General features: G+C 66.2%; 19 protein-coding genes and 1 riboswitch. Of the genes, 8 read left to right on the top strand and 11 right to left on the bottom strand.

Annotated elements, in window-relative coordinates; all coding sequences use genetic code 11:
• Positions 1–6 precede the first annotated feature (6 nt).
• Positions 7–1,335 (bottom strand): aspartate aminotransferase family protein, encoded by a 1,329-nt coding sequence (locus QWY74_RS04315; RefSeq protein WP_290313855.1) that lies wholly within the window; start codon positions 1,333–1,335, stop codon positions 7–9.
• 116 nt (positions 1,336–1,451) lie between these two features.
• Here QWY74_RS04315 and QWY74_RS04310 point away from each other — a divergent pair, with 116 nt between their 5' ends.
• Positions 1,452–2,357, top strand: a complete 906-nt coding sequence (locus QWY74_RS04310) for a MurR/RpiR family transcriptional regulator (protein WP_264825472.1) — start codon at positions 1,452–1,454, stop codon at positions 2,355–2,357.
• Between the two features lie 15 nt (positions 2,358–2,372).
• Here QWY74_RS04310 and QWY74_RS04305 read toward each other — a convergent pair whose 3' ends face one another.
• Entirely contained in the window at positions 2,373–3,350 is a 978-nt protein-coding gene (locus QWY74_RS04305) for an NADPH:quinone reductase (protein WP_264825471.1), read from the bottom strand.
• Positions 3,351–3,515: 165 nt separating this feature from the next.
• On the opposite strand from QWY74_RS04305, the gene azu reads away from it, so the two are divergent.
• On the top strand, positions 3,516–3,980 hold the full coding sequence (gene azu, locus QWY74_RS04300) for an azurin (protein ID WP_264825470.1): 465 nt from the start codon (positions 3,516–3,518) through the stop codon (positions 3,978–3,980).
• 3 nt (positions 3,981–3,983) lie between these two features.
• On the opposite strand, the gene QWY74_RS04295 is transcribed toward azu, so the two are convergent.
• The gene (locus QWY74_RS04295) at positions 3,984–4,547 is read right to left on the bottom strand and encodes a hypothetical protein (protein WP_353960318.1); all 564 of its coding nucleotides are present in this window, start codon (positions 4,545–4,547) and stop codon (positions 3,984–3,986) included.
• A gap of 331 nt (positions 4,548–4,878) precedes the next feature.
• On the opposite strand from QWY74_RS04295, the gene ugpB reads away from it, so the two are divergent.
• The 5 genes from ugpB to QWY74_RS04270 all read left to right on the top strand — a co-directional run bounded on the left by ugpB (position 4,879) and on the right by QWY74_RS04270 (position 9,860).
• Complete coding sequence (gene ugpB, locus QWY74_RS04290; protein ID WP_264825468.1) at positions 4,879–6,198, top strand: sn-glycerol-3-phosphate ABC transporter substrate-binding protein UgpB; 1,320 nt, start codon at positions 4,879–4,881, stop codon at positions 6,196–6,198.
• Positions 6,199–6,267: 69 nt separating this feature from the next.
• Positions 6,268–7,143: a sn-glycerol-3-phosphate ABC transporter permease UgpA gene (gene ugpA / locus QWY74_RS04285; RefSeq protein ID WP_264825467.1), complete on the top strand. Its 876-nt coding sequence runs from the start codon at positions 6,268–6,270 to the stop codon at positions 7,141–7,143.
• A gap of 18 nt (positions 7,144–7,161) precedes the next feature.
• Positions 7,162–8,007 (top strand): sn-glycerol-3-phosphate ABC transporter permease UgpE, encoded by an 846-nt coding sequence (gene ugpE / locus QWY74_RS04280; protein ID WP_264825466.1) that lies wholly within the window; start codon positions 7,162–7,164, stop codon positions 8,005–8,007.
• Between the two features lie 27 nt (positions 8,008–8,034).
• Positions 8,035–9,129, top strand: a complete 1,095-nt coding sequence (locus QWY74_RS04275; RefSeq protein WP_290313851.1) for a sn-glycerol-3-phosphate import ATP-binding protein UgpC — start codon at positions 8,035–8,037, stop codon at positions 9,127–9,129.
• The gene (locus QWY74_RS04270) at positions 9,126–9,860 is read left to right on the top strand and encodes a glycerophosphoryl diester phosphodiesterase (protein ID WP_290313850.1); all 735 of its coding nucleotides are present in this window, start codon (positions 9,126–9,128) and stop codon (positions 9,858–9,860) included. The genes QWY74_RS04275 and QWY74_RS04270 overlap by 4 nt, the downstream gene beginning before the upstream one ends.
• 171 nt (positions 9,861–10,031) lie before the next feature.
• Here QWY74_RS04270 and QWY74_RS04265 read toward each other — a convergent pair whose 3' ends face one another.
• Genes QWY74_RS04265 through QWY74_RS04250 form a run of 4 tightly spaced genes read right to left on the bottom strand, consistent with a single transcriptional unit; the run spans position 10,032 to position 14,515 of the window.
• On the bottom strand, positions 10,032–10,799 hold the full coding sequence (locus QWY74_RS04265; RefSeq protein WP_290313848.1) for an ABC transporter ATP-binding protein: 768 nt from the start codon (positions 10,797–10,799) through the stop codon (positions 10,032–10,034).
• Positions 10,799–11,755 carry a FecCD family ABC transporter permease gene (locus QWY74_RS04260; protein WP_290314008.1) on the bottom strand — a complete coding sequence of 319 codons (957 nt, stop codon included), beginning with the start codon at positions 11,753–11,755 and terminating at the stop codon, positions 10,799–10,801. Before QWY74_RS04260 ends, QWY74_RS04265 begins: the two co-directional genes overlap by 1 nt.
• Positions 11,756–11,783: 28 nt before the next feature.
• On the bottom strand, positions 11,784–12,683 hold the full coding sequence (locus QWY74_RS04255; protein ID WP_290313847.1) for a cobalamin-binding protein: 900 nt from the start codon (positions 12,681–12,683) through the stop codon (positions 11,784–11,786).
• Positions 12,680–14,515, bottom strand: a complete 1,836-nt coding sequence (locus QWY74_RS04250) for a TonB-dependent receptor domain-containing protein (RefSeq protein WP_290313846.1) — start codon at positions 14,513–14,515, stop codon at positions 12,680–12,682. Before QWY74_RS04250 ends, QWY74_RS04255 begins: the two co-directional genes overlap by 4 nt.
• Before the next feature lie 72 nt (positions 14,516–14,587).
• Positions 14,588–14,807, bottom strand: a riboswitch (cobalamin riboswitch).
• 129 nt (positions 14,808–14,936) lie between these two features.
• Between QWY74_RS04250 and QWY74_RS04245 the strand changes: the two genes are divergently transcribed.
• Positions 14,937–16,013, top strand: a complete 1,077-nt coding sequence (locus QWY74_RS04245) for a PA0069 family radical SAM protein (RefSeq protein WP_290313845.1) — start codon at positions 14,937–14,939, stop codon at positions 16,011–16,013.
• Between the two features lie 28 nt (positions 16,014–16,041).
• On the opposite strand, the gene QWY74_RS04240 is transcribed toward QWY74_RS04245, so the two are convergent.
• The 4 genes from QWY74_RS04240 to QWY74_RS04225 form a co-directional block, all read right to left on the bottom strand.
• Positions 16,042–16,875 carry a DUF2797 domain-containing protein gene (locus tag QWY74_RS04240; RefSeq protein ID WP_290314007.1) on the bottom strand — a complete coding sequence of 278 codons (834 nt, stop codon included), beginning with the start codon at positions 16,873–16,875 and terminating at the stop codon, positions 16,042–16,044.
• Positions 16,876–16,903: 28 nt separating this feature from the next.
• The gene (locus QWY74_RS04235) at positions 16,904–17,188 is read right to left on the bottom strand and encodes a YeaC family protein (RefSeq protein ID WP_141318471.1); all 285 of its coding nucleotides are present in this window, start codon (positions 17,186–17,188) and stop codon (positions 16,904–16,906) included.
• A gap of 26 nt (positions 17,189–17,214) precedes the next feature.
• Complete coding sequence (locus QWY74_RS04230; protein WP_290313843.1) at positions 17,215–18,078, bottom strand: rhomboid family intramembrane serine protease; 864 nt, start codon at positions 18,076–18,078, stop codon at positions 17,215–17,217.
• 188 nt (positions 18,079–18,266) lie between these two features.
• Positions 18,267–19,253 (bottom strand): metallophosphoesterase, encoded by a 987-nt coding sequence (locus QWY74_RS04225; protein WP_290314006.1) that lies wholly within the window; start codon positions 19,251–19,253, stop codon positions 18,267–18,269.

The raw sequence follows: 19,253 nt of genomic DNA, 5'->3' as shown, positions 1-19,253 counted from the left end.
CCTCCTTCAGCGCAGCGGCAGAACGCGTTCGAGTGTCGCATCGAGCTTGTCGACGATTTCGTCCAACTGGGCGTCTTCGAGGATGAAGGGCGGCGCCAGCAGGATATGATCACCGGTTCGCCCATCCAGGGTGCCGCCCATGGGATAGCACATCAGGCCGGCGTCCATGGCCGTGCGCTTGATGGCGGCATGCAGCTTGTGCGAGGGGTCGAAGGGCGTCCTGAGCTCACGCTCCGCGACCAGTTCAAGACCGCGTAAGAGGCCTCGTCCGCGAATATCGCCGACATGGGGGTGCTCGCCGAAGCGCTCGACCAAGCGGTCCTGCAGGCCCTCCCCGAGCTTGCGTACTCGCGCCAGCAGGCCGCGCTCCTCGATGCTTCGCTGTACCGCCAGGGCCGCCGCGCAGGCCGTGGCATGGCCGATGTAGGTATGGCCATGCTGGAAGAACCCCGAACCCTCGGCAATGGTCCGCCGGATCTCGTCACTGACCAGGGTGGCACCGATCGGCTGGTAGCCACCGCCCAGGCCCTTAGCGATGGTCGTCAGATCGGCGGTAACGCCTTCCTGCTCGGCGGCAAACAGGCTGCCGGTGCGGCCCATGCCGCACATGACCTCGTCGAGAATCAGAAGGATGCCATGTCGGTCACAGATCTCGCGCACGCGCTTGAAGTAACCGGGCACGGCGGGCACCGCCCCCAGGGTCGCCCCGACCACCGGCTCGGCGACGAAGGCCATGACCGTCTCGGGGCCGAGCCGCTGGATCTCCTCTTCCAGCTCCACCGCCAGGCGCTCGCCATAGGCCTCGGGGGACTCGTCCGCCGCCTGCCCCCGGTAGGCATAACAGGGACTGACATGGCTCACGTCAGACAGCAGCGGCTCGAACTGGCGGCGGCGCCAGGCGTTGCCGCCGGTGGCCAGTGCGCCGAGCGTATTGCCATGATAGCTCTGACGGCGCGCAATCAGCTTGTGGCGCCCCGGCTCACCACGCTCGAGAAAGTACTGACGCGCCATCTTCAGCGCAGCCTCGATCGCCTCCGAACCACCGGACACGAAATAGACCGAGGAAAAGCCGGCGGGCGCCCGCTCGATCAGGAAGTCCGCCAGCGCCTCCATGGGCTCGGTGGTGAAGAAGGAGCTATGGGCATAGGCCAGCTGTCCGACCTGCTGCTGGATGGCGTCGATCACCCGGGTATCGCTGTGGCCCAGACAGGACACGGCGGCCCCGCCACTGGCATCCAGATAGCGCCGCCCCTCGGCATCGATCAGATAGGCGCCCTCGCCGGCCACGGCGGTAGGGTAGGCGTGTGACAGCTGTCGATGAAACACATGGCTCATGGTGACTTCCCGGATTTTGCAAATATAATTGCCATTTTCAATTTATGGAAAAATATTTGCAATATATGGCAACATGGTGCCACAGGATACCGCTCACCGACTCTCCAGGATGCCCCATGTCGCCCACCGAAACGCCCTGCCCGACCCGCCTCGAGGATCTGGAAAGGCTGCTGAGCGAGCTGGCCGATGACACCAGTCCGATTCGCCTCGGCAAGCGCTCGCGTCAGGTGCTGGCGGCGCTGGTCGCAGCACCCCAGGAGACCGCGGTGTCGTCGATCAGCCATCTCGCCGAGCGCCTCGGCGTCAGCCCCTCGACCCTGTCGCGCCTGGCTCAGCGTCTGGGCTTCAGCGGCTTCGCCGGCCTGCAGGATATCTTTCGTCGTCATGTCACCCAGGGCCGGCATTTCTACAGCGACCAGGTCTCGCGCCTGCTGGCCGACCAGCCGGAAAATGGCGGCATGGAGCGGCTGTCGCGGCTGGAAAAGCAGGAAGGCGCCAACCTGGCAGACCTGTTGGCGGGCCTCGACGCACGGACCTTCCAGCAGGCTGCCGAGTTACTGGCCGAGGCGCCGCGGGTCCGGGTGCACGGCATGCGCCAGTTTGCCTCCCTGGCATCCTTCATGACCTATGGGCTGGGCATGCTGCGTGGCGATGCGGCCATGCTGGATGCGGCCCGCCATGGCGCCGCCGACGCTCTGGCCCAGCTGGATGAAGACGACGTCCTGGTGGTGGCGAGCGGCTTCCCCTATACCCCCAGCGTGCTGGCCACCGCCGAGGTCGCGGCGCGTCAGGGCATTCAGGTCATTGCCTTGACGAACTCGCCCGCCTCGCCCCTGGCCGGGCTGGCGAAATACCACTTCGTGGTTCCCGACCAGAGCCTGTTCTTCAGCAACAGCATGTGCGCTTTCATGCTGCTCGCCGAGGGGCTGCTCAGCGAGACCGCCAGCCGCCTGGGCAATGCCGGCCTGGAAGCCCTCAAGCGCCGCGAGCGGCTGATCGGCGAGCTCGATGCATCCTTGTAAACGCCCCGGGCCCCCTCAGGGCAGCAGAATGGTCGAGCCGGTGGTCTGACGGTCGGCCAGCGCCTGCTGGGCCTTGCCGGCGTCGGCCAGCGGGAAACGTTGACCGATGTCGATGGTCACCTCGCCGCTTTCCAGCATGGCGAACAGATCGATGCACATCGACTCGAGGCGCTCGCGGGTATCGGCGTAGCCGTTGAGGCTGGGCCGCGTCACGTACAGCGCACCCTTCTGGTTGAGGATACCGATGTTGACGCCTTCCACCGGCCCGGAGGCGTTGCCGAAGCTGACCATCAGGCCACGCTTCCTGAGGCAGTCCAGCGAGGTTTCCCAGGTATCCTTGCCCACCGAGTCATAGACGACATCGCACATCTCGCCGGCGGTCAGTTCGCGCACTCGCTCGACGACATCCTCGCGCGTGTAATCGATGGTCGCCCAGGCGCCGTTGCGCTCGGCCAGCGCCGCCTTCTCCGGAGAACTGACCGTGCCGATGAGCTTGACGCCGAGTGCTCGCGCCCATTGGCAGGCGATCGAGCCGACACCGCCGGCCGCCGCATGAAAGAGGATGGTTTCGCCGCCCTGCAGCGGGTAGGTCTGACGCAGCAGATACTGGACGGTCAGCCCCTTGAGCATGGCCGCCGCCGCCGTCTCGAAAGCGACGCCATCCGGCAGCGCCACCACATGATCCGCGGCAATGACACGCTCCTCGGCATAGGCGCCCAGCGGCCCCTGGGCATAGGCGACCCGGTCGCCGACGGCCAGATGCTCGACCCCCTCGCCCACCGCCTCGACGACACCGGCGGCCTCGGTGCCCAGTCCGGAAGGCAGCGAAGGCGCCGGGTAGAGGCCGGTACGGAAATAGATATCGATGAAGTTCAGGCCGACGGCATGATGCCGAACGCGCACTTCGCCCTCCCCCGGGGCGGCAACGGAGGTCTCGACCAGTTGCAGCACCTCGGGGCCACCCGTTTGCGAAAACTCGATACGCTGTGCCATGAGCGGATTCCTTGATTGGCCAACCACGATCAGTCAATCGCTTGAAGGGCGCCGGGTCAAGCCGGCACTGGCGAGGCCATGCCCGACATGGCGCGCAAGACAAGCGTAACTCAGGCGTTATAATGGTGTCCTAGGGATATTCACCGAACGATACACGAGGCACTCATGACGATACTCAAGGGACTTCTGGCGACGGCCGGCCTGGCCACTGCTCTGATCGGCACACCAGTAATGGCCAGTGACGACGCCTGCCAGCTGACCATCGAGAGCAACGACCAGTTGCAGTTCGACCGAGACTCGCTGAGCGTGCCGGCCAGTTGCGATAGCGTCTCCCTGACGCTGGAACACACGGGCTCCATGCCCGCTGATGCCATGGGACACAACTGGGTACTGGCGGCCACGGCGGATGCCCAGGCACTGGCCATGGACGGCATGCGGGCCGGCCCGGACGCCGACTATCTACCGGAGGGAGACGACCGGGTGATCGCCGCCACCGAGATCATCGGCGGCGGCGAGAGCACGCGCATCACCTTCGACACCGCGGGGTTGGCCGGACGTGACCTGACCTTCTTCTGTTCCTTCCCCGGGCACTTCGCGTCCATGCAGGGCAGTTTCCGGGTCCAGGAATGACGCTCACAGCGTGGCCGGAAAGGACTCCAGGCCACGGATGAAGCGGCGCTTGTAGTCCTCGAAGGCCTCGGGGTCACGCTTGAAGGATTGCGCCACAGCTTGCTCGTCCACCGTCAGGGTGCGGGGCAGATCACTGAGGTCACGGGTCGGATGCTTGGGCCCGAGGCCGATGCGCACGCCGCTCTTGCCATCCAGCCAGCGTGTGATGCCGGCGGCTTCGAAGCGTTGCTGCTGGGCCTCGTTCATGGCGTCGACGCGCAGCGGGGCGCGGTTGGCCAGCTCGGCGATCAGCCGCATACCGGGGTCGGTGCCGTCCGCCTCGACGAGCGAGGCGACCTGCATGACATTCATGCTCTGGCCCGTTTCATCCATCGCCAGCAGCGCCAGCGCAATCGGCCGAGCGTCGTCATCGACCAGCGCCAGCACGCGGGCCGCCTCCTGCTTGATCAACACGCCCAGCACACCGGCAAATACCGACAGCGGTGCCAGACCCGCCTGATGGCCGTAGACTTCCGCACACAACCGCGCCAGGCAGGACTCGCGCTGCGCCTCGTTTTTGATATGCATCACCCGCATCGACTTCTCCCTCGTCCGTCGCTCACCACGCTAGAAACCGCGCAGCCTACCACACTTGGCACTCCCGGCTCATGGCGAGAAACGAGTGGCGAGAACCAGCGGCGAGAAACGAGTGGCGAGAAACGAGTGGCGAGAAGCGAGCGGTTGGCAACCCGCAGCCCGCTTCTCGTAGCTCGTAGCTCGTGGCTCGTGGCTCGTGGCTCGTGGCTCGTGGCTCGCATCTGCAACATGGCGTCGGCGACAACCATGATCTAACTTTCATGCAACTGTCATCAGCCACGTCTGATAATGGAACCTGACCCGAAAAGACAAGGAGAAACCGATGCTGCGTATCCATCATCTGGGAGCACTGACGCTAAGCATGGCCGCCGCCAGCCTGTCACTCTCGGCACATAGTGCCACCGAGATCGACTGGTGGCATGCCATGGGCGGGGAACTCGGCAACAAAGTCGACGAGATCGCCGCCAACTTCAACGAATCCCAGGACGAATACGTCGTCAAACCGTCGTTTCGCGGCAACTACTCCGAAACCATGACCGGCGCCATCGCCGCCTTCCGTGCCAACGAGGCTCCGGCCATCGTGCAGATCTATGAAGTCGGCACGGCCACCATGATGAACGCCAAAGGAGCCATCGTGCCGGTCCATGAGCTGATGGCCGAGTCGGACCTGGACTTCGACCCGGATGCCTTCCTGTCGGCCGTCACGGGATACTACACCACCCCCGAGGGCCAGATGCTGTCCATGCCCTTCAATTCCTCGACTCCCGTGGTCTATGTCAATCGCGACATCATGGCCGAGGCCGGCGTGGAAGAGGTGCCGGCCACCTGGGAAGGCCTGGGCGAGACACTGGGCACCATTGTCGATTCCGGCGCCGCCGAGTGCGGCATGACCACTACCTGGCCGTCCTGGATCCAGCTCGAGAACTTCTCCGCCCGTCACGACATCCCCTTCGCCAGCCAGCAGAACGGCTTCGGTGGCCTGGATGCCCGCCTCAAGATCAATGAAACCGCAGCGGTCGATCACATTCAGCGCCTGGCCGACTGGCAGCAGGATGGCCGCTTCGATTACGGTGGCCGCTTTGATGAAGCTGCACCGGCCTTCTATACAGGGCGCTGCGCCATGATGATGGCCTCCTCCGCCTCGCTGGCCGGCGTGCGTTCCAATGCCGAGGGCTTCGAGTTCTCCGTGGAATCGCTGCCCTACTCCAGCGAAGTCATTGAGACACCGCAGAACAGCATCATCGGCGGAGCTTCGCTGTGGGTCCTCGAAGGCCAGAGCGACGAGGTCTACCAGGGTGTTGCCGAGTTCTTCGACTACCTGTCATCCGCCGAGGTACAGGCCGACTGGCACCAGTTCTCCGGCTACCTGCCCATCACCCAGGCCGCCTACGACCTGGGCCAGGAACAGGGCTTCTATGATGACAACCCGGGCAGTGCCGTCTCCATCGAGCAGATGACCGGCGTGACGCCGACGGCAAACTCCAAAGGGCTGCGCCTGGGCAACATGCCGCAGATCCGCGATGTTCTCGAGGAGCAACTGGAGAAAATCTTCAACGGCGACGTCGAGGTCCAGGAAGGCCTGGATGAAGCCGTGCGCCGCAGCAACGAGCTGTTGGAGCGCTTCCAGCAAGCCAACGGCTGATCCCCCGGTCGCGCGCCGGAACGTCCTTTGGGCGTTCCGGCGTTTCCGCTTTCACGATAACGGACGATCATGGCGACCTTTCAACGTCACCGCCTCACCCCCTGGCTGCTTCTCTCGCCACAACTGGCCATCGTCGCGATCTTTTTCTTCTGGCCGGCTGCCCAGGCGGTCTTCCAGGCCTTCTATGTCGAGGACCCGTTCGGGCTCGGCCGAACTTTCGTGGCCTTCGAGAACTTTACCCGACTGTTCGGCTCGGCGGAGTACTATCGAGCCCTGGGCATCACCATCACCTTCAGCATCAGCGTGGCGCTGGGCGCCATGGCCCTGGCATTGCTGCTGGCGGTTCTCGCCGACCGGGTCATCAAGGGCGCGAATGGCTACAAGACCCTGCTGATCTGGCCCTATGCCGTGGCGCCTGCCGTGGCGGGGGTCCTGTGGGTCTTCATGCTCGACCCGGAGCTTGGCCTGATTAGCGCCTGGTTGGGCGCCGTGGGCATCGACTGGAACCATCAGCTCAACGGCGGCCAGGCCATGGCACTGGTGATCATGGCCTCGATCTGGAAGCAGATGAGCTACAACTTCGTGTTTTTCCTGGCCGGGCTGCAGGCCATTCCGAGGAGCCTGCTGGAAGCCGCGGCCATGGACAACGCCGGCCCCTGGCGACGCTTCTGGACGATCACTTTTCCGCTTTTGTCACCGACCAGTTTCTTTCTGCTGGTCATGAACAGCGTCTATGCCTTCTTCGAGACCTTCGGCACCATCGATGCCACCACGGCGGGCGGCCCCGGCGGCGCCACGCGCACCCTGGTCTACAAGGTCTATGAAGACGGCTTCATCGGTTATGACCTGGGGTCCAGCGCGGCCCAGTCGGTGTTGCTGATGCTGCTGGTGGGGCTGCTCACTCTGTTGCAGTTCCGCTACCTCGAAAGCAAGGTCCAGTACTGACTCCGGAGACCCGTCACGATGCGCTATCGCCGCCCCGGCCTCGACGCCATCAGTCACATCCTGCTGATCCTTGCCCTGCTGGCCTTCAGCCTGCCGGTGTGGCTGGCGATCATCGCCGCCACGCACGATCAGTCTTCGCTGTACACGGGCACGGCCCCGCTGTGGTTCGGCGACCAGGGGCTGGACAATTTTCGCGCCATTCTCAGCGAGCCGGTGGCCCGGCTGGGCACGGATGTCGCGCGGCTGTTGTTCAACTCCACGGTCATGGCCCTGGGCATCGCCTGCGGCAAGATCTTCATTGCCATCCTCGCCGCCTATGCCATCGTCTTCTTTCGCTTCCCGCTACGGCGGCTGTGTTTCTGGCTGATCTTCATCACCCTGATGCTGCCGGTGGAGGTCCGCATCATGCCGACCTACAAGATCGCCGCCGACCTCAACCTGCTGAATTCCTATGCCGGACTGATCCTGCCGCTGATCGCCAGCGCCACCGCCACCTTCCTGTTCCGCCAGTTCTACATGACGGTTCCGCCGGAACTGCTCGAGGCGGCACGCGTGGATGGCGCCGGCCCCTGGCGGTTTCTCAGGGACATCCTGCTGCCGTTGTCGAAGACCAATATCGCGGCACTGTTCGTGATCATGTTCCTCTACGGCTGGAACCAGTATCTTTGGCCATTGCTGATCACCACCGAATCGGACTACATGACCATCGTCGTCAGCCTCAAGCGCATGCTGTCCTCGGCCGACAATCTGGTGCCCTGGCAGGCCGTGATGGCCACCGCCCTGCTGGCCATGCTGCCGCCGGTCGCTGTCATCGTGCTGATGCAGCGCTATTTCGTGAAAGGCCTGGTCGATGCCGAGAAATAACCCTATGACTGTATGGATCGCACCCCCATGGCAACCCTGAGTCTGGACGCCCTGAGCAAGACCTATCCCAATGGCGTCACCGCCCTGCATGGCGTCGACCTGACCATCGACGACGGCGAACTGATCGTCGTGGTCGGCCCCTCAGGCTGTGGCAAATCCACCCTGCTGCGCATGCTGGCCGGACTGGAGTCGATCAGCAGCGGCGAACTCGCCATCGATGGCCGGCGCGTCAATGACTTGGAACCCGCCGAGCGGGATATCGCCATGGTCTTCCAGAACTACGCCCTCTACCCGCACATGAGCGTGGCCGACAACATGGGCTATGCGCTGAAGAACCAGGGCGTGCCCAGGGCCGAACGACGCCGCAAGGTCGAGGAGACGGCGCGCCTGATCGGCCTGGAGGACTTGCTCGACCGGCGTCCCAAGCAGCTTTCCGGCGGCCAGCGTCAGCGCGTGGCCATGGGCCGGGCCATCGTCCGCGAGCCCAAGGTGTTCCTGTTCGACGAGCCGCTGTCCAACCTGGATGCCAAGCTGCGCGTGCAGATGCGCATCGAGATCCGCCGATTGCAGAAGCGACTCGGCGTGACGGCGGTCTACGTCACCCATGACCAGGTCGAGGCCATGACCCTGGCCGATCGCCTGGTGGTGATGAACGGCGGGCACATCGAGCAGGTGGGCACGCCCATGCACCTCTATGACCAGCCGGCCAGCCGCTTCGTGGCCAGCTTCATCGGCTCGCCGTCGATGAACTTCATCGAGGCTCGGCATGCCGATGGCGTCCTCACGCTGCCCTGTGGCACACACCTGCCGCTGCGGGACGGGGCATCGACCGAGAGCGGCGATGCCGTGTGTCTGGGAGTACGGCCGGAGCATCTGGTACAAGTCGGCCAGGGCGATGACACCACCCTGACCACGCAGGTCGAACTGGTCGAGCCCCTGGGGGCCGACACCCTGGCCCATGTCAGGCTCGACGGTCAGGCGGAACTGCTGGTGGCCCGCCTGAATGGCGCCCAGCAGATTGCCGAGGGCGACCGGCTCTATCTACGCCCGGACCCCGAGCGCCTGCACCTCTTCGACCCGCAGGAGGGACACAGTCTGGCCGCGCCGGAGACCGTCTCATGACCCATGCGCCACGCCTGATCGCCCATCGTGGTCTCTCGGCTCAGGCGCCGGAAAACACCCTGACGGCCGTACGCGCGGCCCACGATGCCGGCATCGACTGGGTGGAACTGGATGTCCAGCTACTGGGCGACGGTACACCGGTGATCTGGCACGACCGCGACCTCAGGCGCTGCAGCAACGGGCGTGGCCGTCTCGACGACCTGAGCCGCTACGCCGCCGCCCGCCTGGATGCCGGAAGCTGGTTCGGCGCGGCCTTCGCCGGCGAGCCCATGGCCACCCTGGCGCAGATGCTGGAGCTGATCGACGCCCTCGATATGGGCCTCAACCTGGAGCTCAAGGTCAATCGCGGCCGCGACCCCGAGGCACTGGCCGACCGCGTGCTGCCCATGCTGCTCGAGGCCCGCCCTGCCCAGCGCCTGATCGTGTCATCCTTCCATGCCCCGGCCCTGGCACGCGCTCGTCGCCATGCCCCGCCGGAAAGACTGCCGCTGGGCGCCCTCTTCGAGCGCGTCCCCGGCGACTGGGCGAGCCGCTGTGAGGCCATCGACGCCTACAGTGTGCACACCGACTGGCGCCGCCTGCGGCCCGCCCGGGCAGGCGAGATTACTCAGGCTGGCTACCCCCTCTTGTGCTACACCGCCAACGACCCCATCGCCTTCGCGTCACGCTGGCAATGGGGCGTCAGCGGCGTGATCAGCGACGACCCGCGAGTCTTTCGGGCGGCCGGGTAGCCGAGTTCCGGGTGGCAGCCAGATCATCGGCCCGGAGCAATTGGCGATGGTCGAAATCCTTGGCCAGGGTGGGCTTGATGATCCGGAAATACGGCGACATACCGACATCACGCGGCACGCAGTACGAGTCGTGGCGCTGGTTGAGGTTGCCCCCAGGCCACCGGTAACAGTTCAGACCCGCGGCACGAAGACCGGCGCGCCGTCGGCCTCGACGAGCGTCAGCGGTTGATCGTAGAGCTTCTCCAGGGCCGCGGGCTCCAGCATTGCCTCCGCCGGGCCCCAGCAGGCCTCGCCATCGGGATACAGCAGCAAGAGGTGGCTGCACCAGCGCGCCGCCAGGTTGAGGTCATGCAGGCACATCACCACGCCGCACCCGGCGCTGGCCTGCTCCTCGAGCAGGCGCATGGTGGCCACCTGGTGATGCAGGTCGAGATGATTGGTCGGTTCATCGACCAGCCACCAGCCGGGTGCCTGGGTCAGCACCGTGGCCAGGCTGACGCGCTGCCGCTCGCCTCCGGACAGGGTCGAGACCAGTCGCGAGGCGAGATGTTCGAGGTCGAGGCGCCGCAGCGCCGCCTGCGCGAGCGCCACCTCGGCATCGCTTTCGCGCTGCCAGGGGGAGAGATAGGGATGCCGGCCGATCATGGCGGTTTCCATGACCGTGGCGGGGAAATCGTCGTGACGCTCCTGGAAGACCACGCCCAGCCTGCGGGCCAGCTCGCGGCGTCGCCAGCGCGCAAGCGCCCGCTGGTCGAGCCATACCTCGCCGGCCCGCGGCGCCCGCAGCCCCGCCAGGGTATGCAGCAGCGTCGTTTTGCCGGCGCCGTTGGGGCCCAGCACGCCCCAGCGCTCACCGGGCTGCATCCGCAGGTCGAGGCAACGGCCGTCGGCGCGGCCCGGCACATCGATGAGCAGTTGATGGGTCTCGAGGCTGGCCATCAGCGGCTCCGGTAGAGCAGGTAGAGGAAGCTGGGCACGCCCAGCAGGGCGGTAATGACCCCCACCGGCAGTTGCTGAGGCGCCACCATGGTACGCGCCAGAGTGTCGGCCAGGGTCAGCAGGGTACCACCGGCCAGCAGGCTGGCCGGCAGGATGAGGCGTTGGTCGTTGCCGAGCTTGAGGCGCAGCATGTGCGGCACCATCAGGCCGACGAAGCCGATGCTGCCGGCCGTGGTCACGGCCACGGCGGTCAACAGGCTGGCCAGCAGGTACAGCAGCCACTCCATGCGGCGCACGTTGACGCCGAGCACGGCCGCCTGCAGACCGCCGCGGGCCAGCACATTGAGGGTGCGACCCAGCGGCAGCATGACCAGCAGGCTGGCGGCCGCCACGCCCAGCACCGGCCAGGGAGAGTCGGCATAGGCCAGATCGCCCATCAGCCAGTAGAGCATGCCGGGCAGCTGCTCGACCGGGCTCACCGTCAGCAGGAAGCTGATCAGTGCGCCCCAGCCCGCCGCCATCACCACGCCGGTAAGCAGCATGCGGGTCGGCGTCCAGCTGCCGGTGCCGTGGGCCAGGCCGAACACGATCAGCGTCGAGGCGAGCGCGCCGGCAAAGGACGAGCCGGCGACCAGGCTGGTGCCGAACCCTGCCAGCATGGCCAGCAGGGCCGCCACCGAGGCCCCGCCGGAGAGCCCGAGCACATAGGGGTCGGCCAGCGGATTGCGCAACAGCACCTGCATCAGCGCGCCGGCCAGCGCCAGCAGGCCCCCCGTGCCGAAAGCGGCCAGGGCACGCGGCAGGCGCAGTTCGAGTACCAGGGTGCGATGCAGTGACTCGCCGCCCCCGGCGAGCACCGCGCCCAGGGCATCCAGCGGGATGGCGACACTGCCCAGTACCAGCGCCAGCCCCTGGGACAGCAGCGCCGCCAGCAACAGCCAGACCAGGGGTGGCATGCGCCCTGCCCGTCCCCGGAACGAAAAGTCAGCGTCGTTCACGCACCGCCTCCAGGTGGCGACAGATATCCCGGGTGCCCTCCACCAGCCGCGGTGTCGCGCGCTGCACCAGATCCGGGTTGATGAAGAAGAGGTTATCCTGTCGCACCGCTGTCATGTCGGGGAATTCGCGCCAGGCATCCAGCCAGGCGGCGTCGGCCTTGCCCCTGCCGCCGGTGATGATGGCCTCCGGGTCCCGCCCGAGCACGGCCTCGACGCCGATGCGCGGCACCAGCGCCGACTGCTCGGCGAAGAGATTCACGCCGCCGCACAGGGCCAGCGCCTGGCTGACCCAGTGCTCGCCATTGAGGGTCATCAGGGGCGACTCCCAGACCTGATAGAAGACACTGACTGGCTCGGCATCCGCATGCCGCCGGCGCAGCGCTGCCACTTCGGCCCTCAGTTGACTCGCTGTCTGATGTGCCGTGGCTTGGGTATTCGCCAGCGCGCCCAGCCGTTCCAGGCTGGAGGCGATGGTGGCGAAGTCATCGGCAGCGGAGTAGAAGACCGGTATCCCCAGGCGGATCAGGCGCTCGACCTGTTCTTCAGGGTTGCCGCCCGACCAGGCCACCACCAGGTCCGGCGACAGCGCCAGCATGGCCTCGAGGTCCAGCCGATCGGAACTGCCGACACGCGGCAGCTCGGCGGCCGCGGCGGGATGGTCACTGAAGCTGACCGCGCCCACCAGCCGCTCCCCTGCCCCGGCGGCATACAGCAGCTCGGTCACTCCCGGCGACAGGGCGATGATGCGCTCGGCCGGGCGCTCCACACAGACCTCCCGGCCGGCATCATCGGTCACGCACACCGCCGCGCCTGCCTCGCCTGATGCCGCCCCTGCTACCCCCAGGGCCAGCGCGACCACGCCGAGAACGATCAACAGGCGTGTCATTGGTCACCTAGGCTCACGCTGAAGAAGGCTGTGCGTCCGGCGCTGTCGTAGCCGCCGACGGTCTGGTACGCCTTGTCGAACAGGTTTTCCAGTGTCAGACGGGCCGACCAGCCCGGCGCGAAGTCCCAGCCGGCGCGCAGGTCGAGGGTCGCGAAGCCGCCGAGGCGCTGCGTATTGTCGGCATCATCAAAGCGCTCGCCCTGCGCAATCACCGAGCCACCCAGCGTCCAGTCACCCAGCGCGCGGTCGGCGTCGAAGCGCAGGCTCTCCGAGGCGCGACCTGCCAGGCGCTTGCCGGTCTCGCGGTTCTCGGGGTCGGTGTAGGTCAGGGCGGCGCGCAGCGTCCAGTCGTCGACCTCGGCACCGGTGGCGACTTCCACGCCACGAATCCGCGCGCGTTCCACGTTCTGCGGTGTATCCACGAAGCCATCGCCGTCGGTATCGATATTGGTAATCAGGTCGTCGACCTCGCTGCGGTAGACCGCCAGGTCCCAGAAGCCGCGACCGAACTGCCCCCGCAGGCCCAGCTCGACGCTCTTCGAGGTTTCCGGGTCGAGATCGGGGTTGCTGAAATCGGGATAGTAGAGCTCATTGAAGGTCGGTGCGCGGAAGGCCGTGCCATAGCTGGCACGCAGGGTATGCTGCTCGTCCAGCGCATAGCCCAGCGCCAGGCTGCCGGTCGTCTCCTCGCCGAAGGCCTCGTTGTCGTCGTGGCGCAGCGAGGCCTGGACGGTCAGCGGCGAGGCGTCCATCAGTGCCTGGATGAAGACGGCCGTGTTGTCGCGGCTGTCTTCGTCATAGTCGATGCTGGCGTCGACGTCGTCGCGCGAATGCTCGGCCCCGGCGACCAGTTCGTGACGGCCGAGGGACAGGGTGTTCTCCCAGCGGGCGGTGCGAGTCTGGGTATCGAAGACCGACACGCCGGGACCGCCGTGGGTCTCGCGTTCATCGCGGGCATCGCTGAGCGTCAGGCGACTCGTCCAGGCCTCGGTGACCGGCAGTTCGCCGTACACACCGGCCACCTGCTGGACATAATCGGTGTCGCGAGGCGAGCCAAAGGCATCGAATTCGGTATTGCCGCGCGCCCGCAGCGCCAGCACGCCCAGCTCGGCGTCGTCGGCGAAGGTATGCGAGAGCTTCATCAGTCCGGTGGTATTGTCATAGCCCTTGTCACCCTCGCCCTCGACGATTTCGTAACCGTCGCTCTCCAGGCGGCTGGCGGCCATGTAATAGCGGGTGCCGCCCTCACTGCCGGACAAGGAGGCGCTGGCGCGGCGGGTATCGAAGCTGCCGGCGCCGAGACTGAGATGCGGGCTCGGTGCGCCCTCACCGCGGGGCGTGAACAGCTGGACCACGCCGCCCACGGCATCGGCACCGTAGAGACTACCGCGCGGGCCGCGCACTACCTCGACGCGCTCGAACATGCGCGGCTCGAGAAACTCCCAGGCCGGCGCGCCGGCGGTCGCGGAACGCAGGCGAATACCGTCGATCATCAGCGGCGTGGACTGGCTGCCGGTGCCGCGCAGGTAGACGCCGGTGTTCTTGCCGAAGCCGCCGTTGGACGACACGTCGACGCCGGGCTGGGCACGCAGCACATCGGTGAGGTCCGTCGGGTCCTGACGACGCAGCTGCGCCTCGTCGATCACCGTGACCGAGGCCAGACTCTGGTCGGCCGTCAGCGGGGCCAGAGCGGCGGTCACCACCACGGGGTTGAGAGTCTCGGAGGCGCTGTCAGGGGCCACAGCGGAATCGTCGTTCTGGGCCTGGACGGCCAACGGCATGGCGGCCAGGACGAAGACCGCCCGGCCACGAGGGGAGTTGCGCTTGTTCATGGGTATCCTTGCTCACCGTACTCACCCGCACGGCTTGTCGGTTATATCGAGCCACGGGGCGATCCGACACATCGTGGCGTTGGCTCACAGGCCGGTCTCCGGGCTGACGAGCAAGCACCTGGCTTGAAACTGCCGCCTTCCCGTGCAGCGCGGCACAGTGGCATAGGGCAGTTCTTGGCTCGATCACCGTTGCGGGGGCAGCGTCGGATTGAAACGCCATGAGCGCACCGACTTCCCGTTTCATCCGGCCCTTCATGGCAAGGGCCGCGACACCTGAGAGTGCGGGTAAGCTAGCAACCCGGTCACGGCCCGTCAACGCGGGCCGAGAGAGCGCCAGCGTGTCAGGACAGGGCGCGATTGCGGGACACCGGCAGGACGTTATACTGTATATATAAACAGCTTTAACACCTGGTGCCCCGACATGACCTCGTCCGCGTCCAATCCAGCACGACCCTATCGCGGCCGGGGCGCGACCTTCGCCCCGCCCAACCGCTTCGCGCCGACTGTCAGCGAGGCGGTCGACGATGGCTGGTGGCAGGACGCGGTACCCGAACGCCTGGCCACCGAGGTCACCACCGAGGCGTCACGCAGCGCGCTGTCCTGGAACCGCTCGCCGGACCTGCCCTTCGATCGTTCCCTGAACCCCTATCGGGGCTGCGAGCATGGCTGCATCTACTGCTATGCCCGCCCCAGTCACGCCTACTGGGACCTCTCCCCCGGCCTCGATTTCGAGACCCGGTTGATCGCCCGCGAGGGGCTGGTGGAGCGCCTGGAGGAAGAGCTGGCCCGACCGGGCTATGTCTGCCGCCCGATCAACCTGTCCGGCAATACCGATGCCTATCAGCCGCTGGAAGCCGAGCGTCGGACCACCCGCCGGCTGCTGGCGGTGCTGCTCAAGCATCGCCATCCCGTCACCCTGGTGACCAAGGGAGCCCTGATAGTGCGTGACCTCGATTTGCTGGCCGAGCTGGCCGAACACCGGCTGGTGCGCGTGATGATCAGCCTGACCAGCCTGGACACCGACCTGAAGCGCACCCTGGAACCCCGAACCGCTTCGCCCGAGGCGCGGCTGAGAGTCATCCGCCGGCTCAGCGCGGCCGGCGTGCCGGTGGGCACCCTGATATCGCCGGTGATTCCCGGCCTGACCGATCACGAACTGGAAGCACTGCTGAAGGCCGCCCACGCAGCCGGCGCCAGCAGTGCGTCCTGGATGCTGCTGCGCCTGCCGCGGGAGGTGGCTCCCCTGTTCGAGGACTGGCTGCAGACCCACTACCCGGAGCGCGCCGCCAGGGTCATGAGCCTGATGCGCCAATGTCGCGACGGCCAGACCTACGACTCGCGCTTCGGCCACCGCATGCGCGGCCAGGGTGTCTTCGCCGAACTGCTCGCCCAGCGCTTCGCCAAGTGCTACCGCCAGCTCGGCTTTGAGGGTGACATCAGCCTGGATACCTCGGCATTTCGACCACCGGGCGCACAGGGGGACCTGTTTGCGCCCTGACACAACTCACGCCATAACGGCATGTGGCTCAGAACAGTCCAGGGTTGGCGGGCTCATCTGATGACGGCTCGACGCCGTGGAGCTCGACCTCATAGCCGGTAAACTTGCGCAGATTGATGACGCCGGTATCGAGGATCAGATACTGGCCCTTGATCCCCAGCAGGCGGCCGCTCACTGAGGCCTGCTTGTCGAAGTTGTGCGAGGTCACCTTGCCCGGGAACTCGAGCACCGGATAGTCGAAGCGGTACGCCTCGGCATCGAGCTCTTGAATGGCCTGCTCGCCAAAACGCTGGCGCAGCTCATCCAGGCCATCGCCGAGCCGGGCCAGCAGGCGGTCGCGCTCGGCGGCCAGATCCAGCACCGGCGCCTCGCCCTTGAGCATGGTGCGCCAGTTGGTGCGATCCGATACGACTTCCTTGAACAGGACCTCGACCAGCCCCGACTGCTGACGCGAGGCCACTTCGAGAATCGGCAAGGCCTGGGTGGCGCCCTGGTCGAGCCAGCGCGTCGGGATCTGGGTGAGGCGCGTGATGCCGACCTTCAGGCCGGAGGCATTGGCCAGATAGACCAGATGCGGCTGGAAACAGTGCGCCTCGCCCCACTCCGGCTCACGGCAGGTGCCCTGAAAGTAGTGGCAGAGCTCGGGTTTCATGATGCAGGTGTCGCAGCGCGCCAGCTTCTTGAAGCAGGGATAGCAATGCCCCTGGCCGAAGCTCTTGCGGGTGGCACGACCGCAGTGGGTGCAGGCAATGGCACCGGTCCAGTCGAGCAGCAGGGTGGCGCCGAGCCAGTCCGCCAGTGGCACCCGGTCCGCGCCGGCAATCAGGGTGTAGCGCGCCGGTGATCCCGGCTCGACGGCCATCTTGCTCAGGCAACCACGTGCCAGGGGTTCAGCCACGGCTCACGTCCTGGCCCAGGCCGGCCTGCTCCGGCGACACATCGCTGCCGCTGCTGTCGGCGCCACAGGTGCGACGCTCCAGATAGCCGACACGCTGCTCGGCGGGCACGTTGTTCTCGGCTTCATAGCGCATCACCGCCTCCAGGCAGAGCTCGGTCTGCTCGGCGGTGAGAAAGCGTCCATCCGGCCACTTGCGCAGGGCCACCGCCTGCTTGAGGCTTTCGTAGATGGTGGGCGTCATCTGCTGGATCATGCGTTCGAAGGTCATGTCGCTCATCGTGAGTCTCCCGTTGAATCCTGGGCTCAGGGCTGACGCCTGGCGTGACGAGAATAATACCAGCCCAACAGCAGACCCACGACCAGGCCGCCCAGATGGGCTTCATTGGCAATGTTGCCAAAGCCGACCAGCCCGGCCATGTCTGTCATGGTGAAGACCATCCAGCCCAGCATGAGCACGACCAGCATTTGCGGCACGAAGAAGCCGCTGCCCGGCGATCGACGCGACATCAGCCAGACATAGCCCAGCAGGGCAAAGTCGACGCCGGACATGCCACCGAACAACACCGTCCCCGTGGCATATTGCGCGAGGTTGCCGCCCAGGGCCGCTAGCAGCACCACCAGCAGCATGCGCCGGCTGCCGTGCAGTGCCTCGACCTGCCGGCCGAACACCCACAGCCAGAGCATGTTGAAAATCAGATGCATCCAGCCGAAATGCAGCAGCACCGGCGAGACAAGACGCCAGGCCTGGCCGGAAGCCAGCCCGGCGCCGAGGCTTTCGGGGACCGGTTGTCCGCCGACGATGCCCACGGGCACGATCGCCAGGGCGGTAATCACGGCATCCCCCAGCAGCCCGAGGGCGGCAAACACCAGGATGCACAATGCCAGTGTCAGGCTCGTCACCGGCAGCTGACGCAGCAGTGCCATGCCGTGAGACAGGCTGGCGCCGCCCGCGCCGCGGGGAACTTTTCCTTTCTCGGGCATCAGGGGCTCGCCCCTTTGCCACTGATTGAGCAGGGTCAGCATGGCTTGCTGCTGGGCGGGATCGACCAGCCACAGGACCTGTCCCTCGCGCTCCTCGGTGATGCGATGACCGATACGGTGCGCCCAGAGCGCTTGCCGCAGGGTGCTCAAGTCGGCATCAAGGGGCAGCAGTATTACCCGATACATGGGGCCTCCGTCGTGCGGTTGCCGAGGCAAGGGGCCTTGTGCAGGCACGCAACTCGAGCGCTGAATGAAAAAATCCGGCGGAGGGGGCCGCCGGACAAAGCAAGGGATCATTCAAGGGAACACCTTTTTGGAGGGGCCCTGACGTCAAAAGTTCCATGGCTGACCCGGCAATCATCAAACAGGGCGTCTCAATCGACATCGGTTTCCCAGGGCATCGCGGGGACGCCCTCCTCCCCGGACACCTCGACCCAGGCAAAGTGGTCCGCCGTCAAACGCGCCTCGCCGCTCCAGCGATAGGCCACCAGGCGCCCGAACTTCACGGCGCTGTAGTCGAGACAGGCGATGTTGGGAGCCGGCAGCGCGGGTATCCCCGCGCACCAATAGTGGCCGATGAAAAGAGGGGGCTGGCGGGTGTCATAGTGACCCAGCCGTACCCGTTCGTCCTCGCTCAGCGCGCGAGACTCCAGCGCCGCGGGCAGACGGTCCGGCTGAAAGACCACATCCCCCCAGGTTCTCGGCTGTCTCGCCCAGAAGTGGGCGCGGGCAGTACGGCGCACGGTGCCATCCTCGGAGTGGATATCCATGCCCTCGGGCAACACCAGGTAGTGTCCCCGGGTCAGGCGTTCCACGATACAGGCCTCCTCGGTACCCGGACGCATGGCAGCGGCAAGGAAGTCCAGGTCGATCCGCCCCTCCTGGCGCAGGTCGCGCAGCCGTTCGACACACGACGGATCCCAGCAGGCATGCACGACGCGCAGCCCCGGAAGCTCCAGATAGAGCGGTTGCTGGAGGAACCACGCCAGGGTCTGCTGCCATTCCGTGGGGTGGTCCTGGTACTGCGCCAGGGTTTCCTCCAGGATGCGCGCATTGCGTGGCGTGTGGGCGCGCATCCAGTCATCTTCAGAGCCGCCGGGGGATCGATGGCAATAGGCCAGGGCGTGGATTTCATGATTGCCAAGCACCATGTAGGCCTCACCGGCCTCGACCATGCGCCGGGCAATCGTCACCGCCTGGCGGATGCGCGGGCCACGGTCGATCAGGTCGCCGAGAAAGATGACCCGGCGATCAGGGTGGCGATAGACGCCGTCTTGCTGATGATACCCCAGCCGCTCGAGCAGCAACGCCAGGGTGGCGCCGCAGCCATGAACATCGCCGATCAGGTCATACCCTTCCAC

The organism is Halomonas almeriensis (assembly GCF_030409235.1).
Lineage (GTDB): Bacteria > Pseudomonadota > Gammaproteobacteria > Pseudomonadales > Halomonadaceae > Halomonas > Halomonas almeriensis.
Note: the sequence above shows the minus strand (reverse complement) of the source record. Positions and strands in the feature narration are given on the sequence as shown.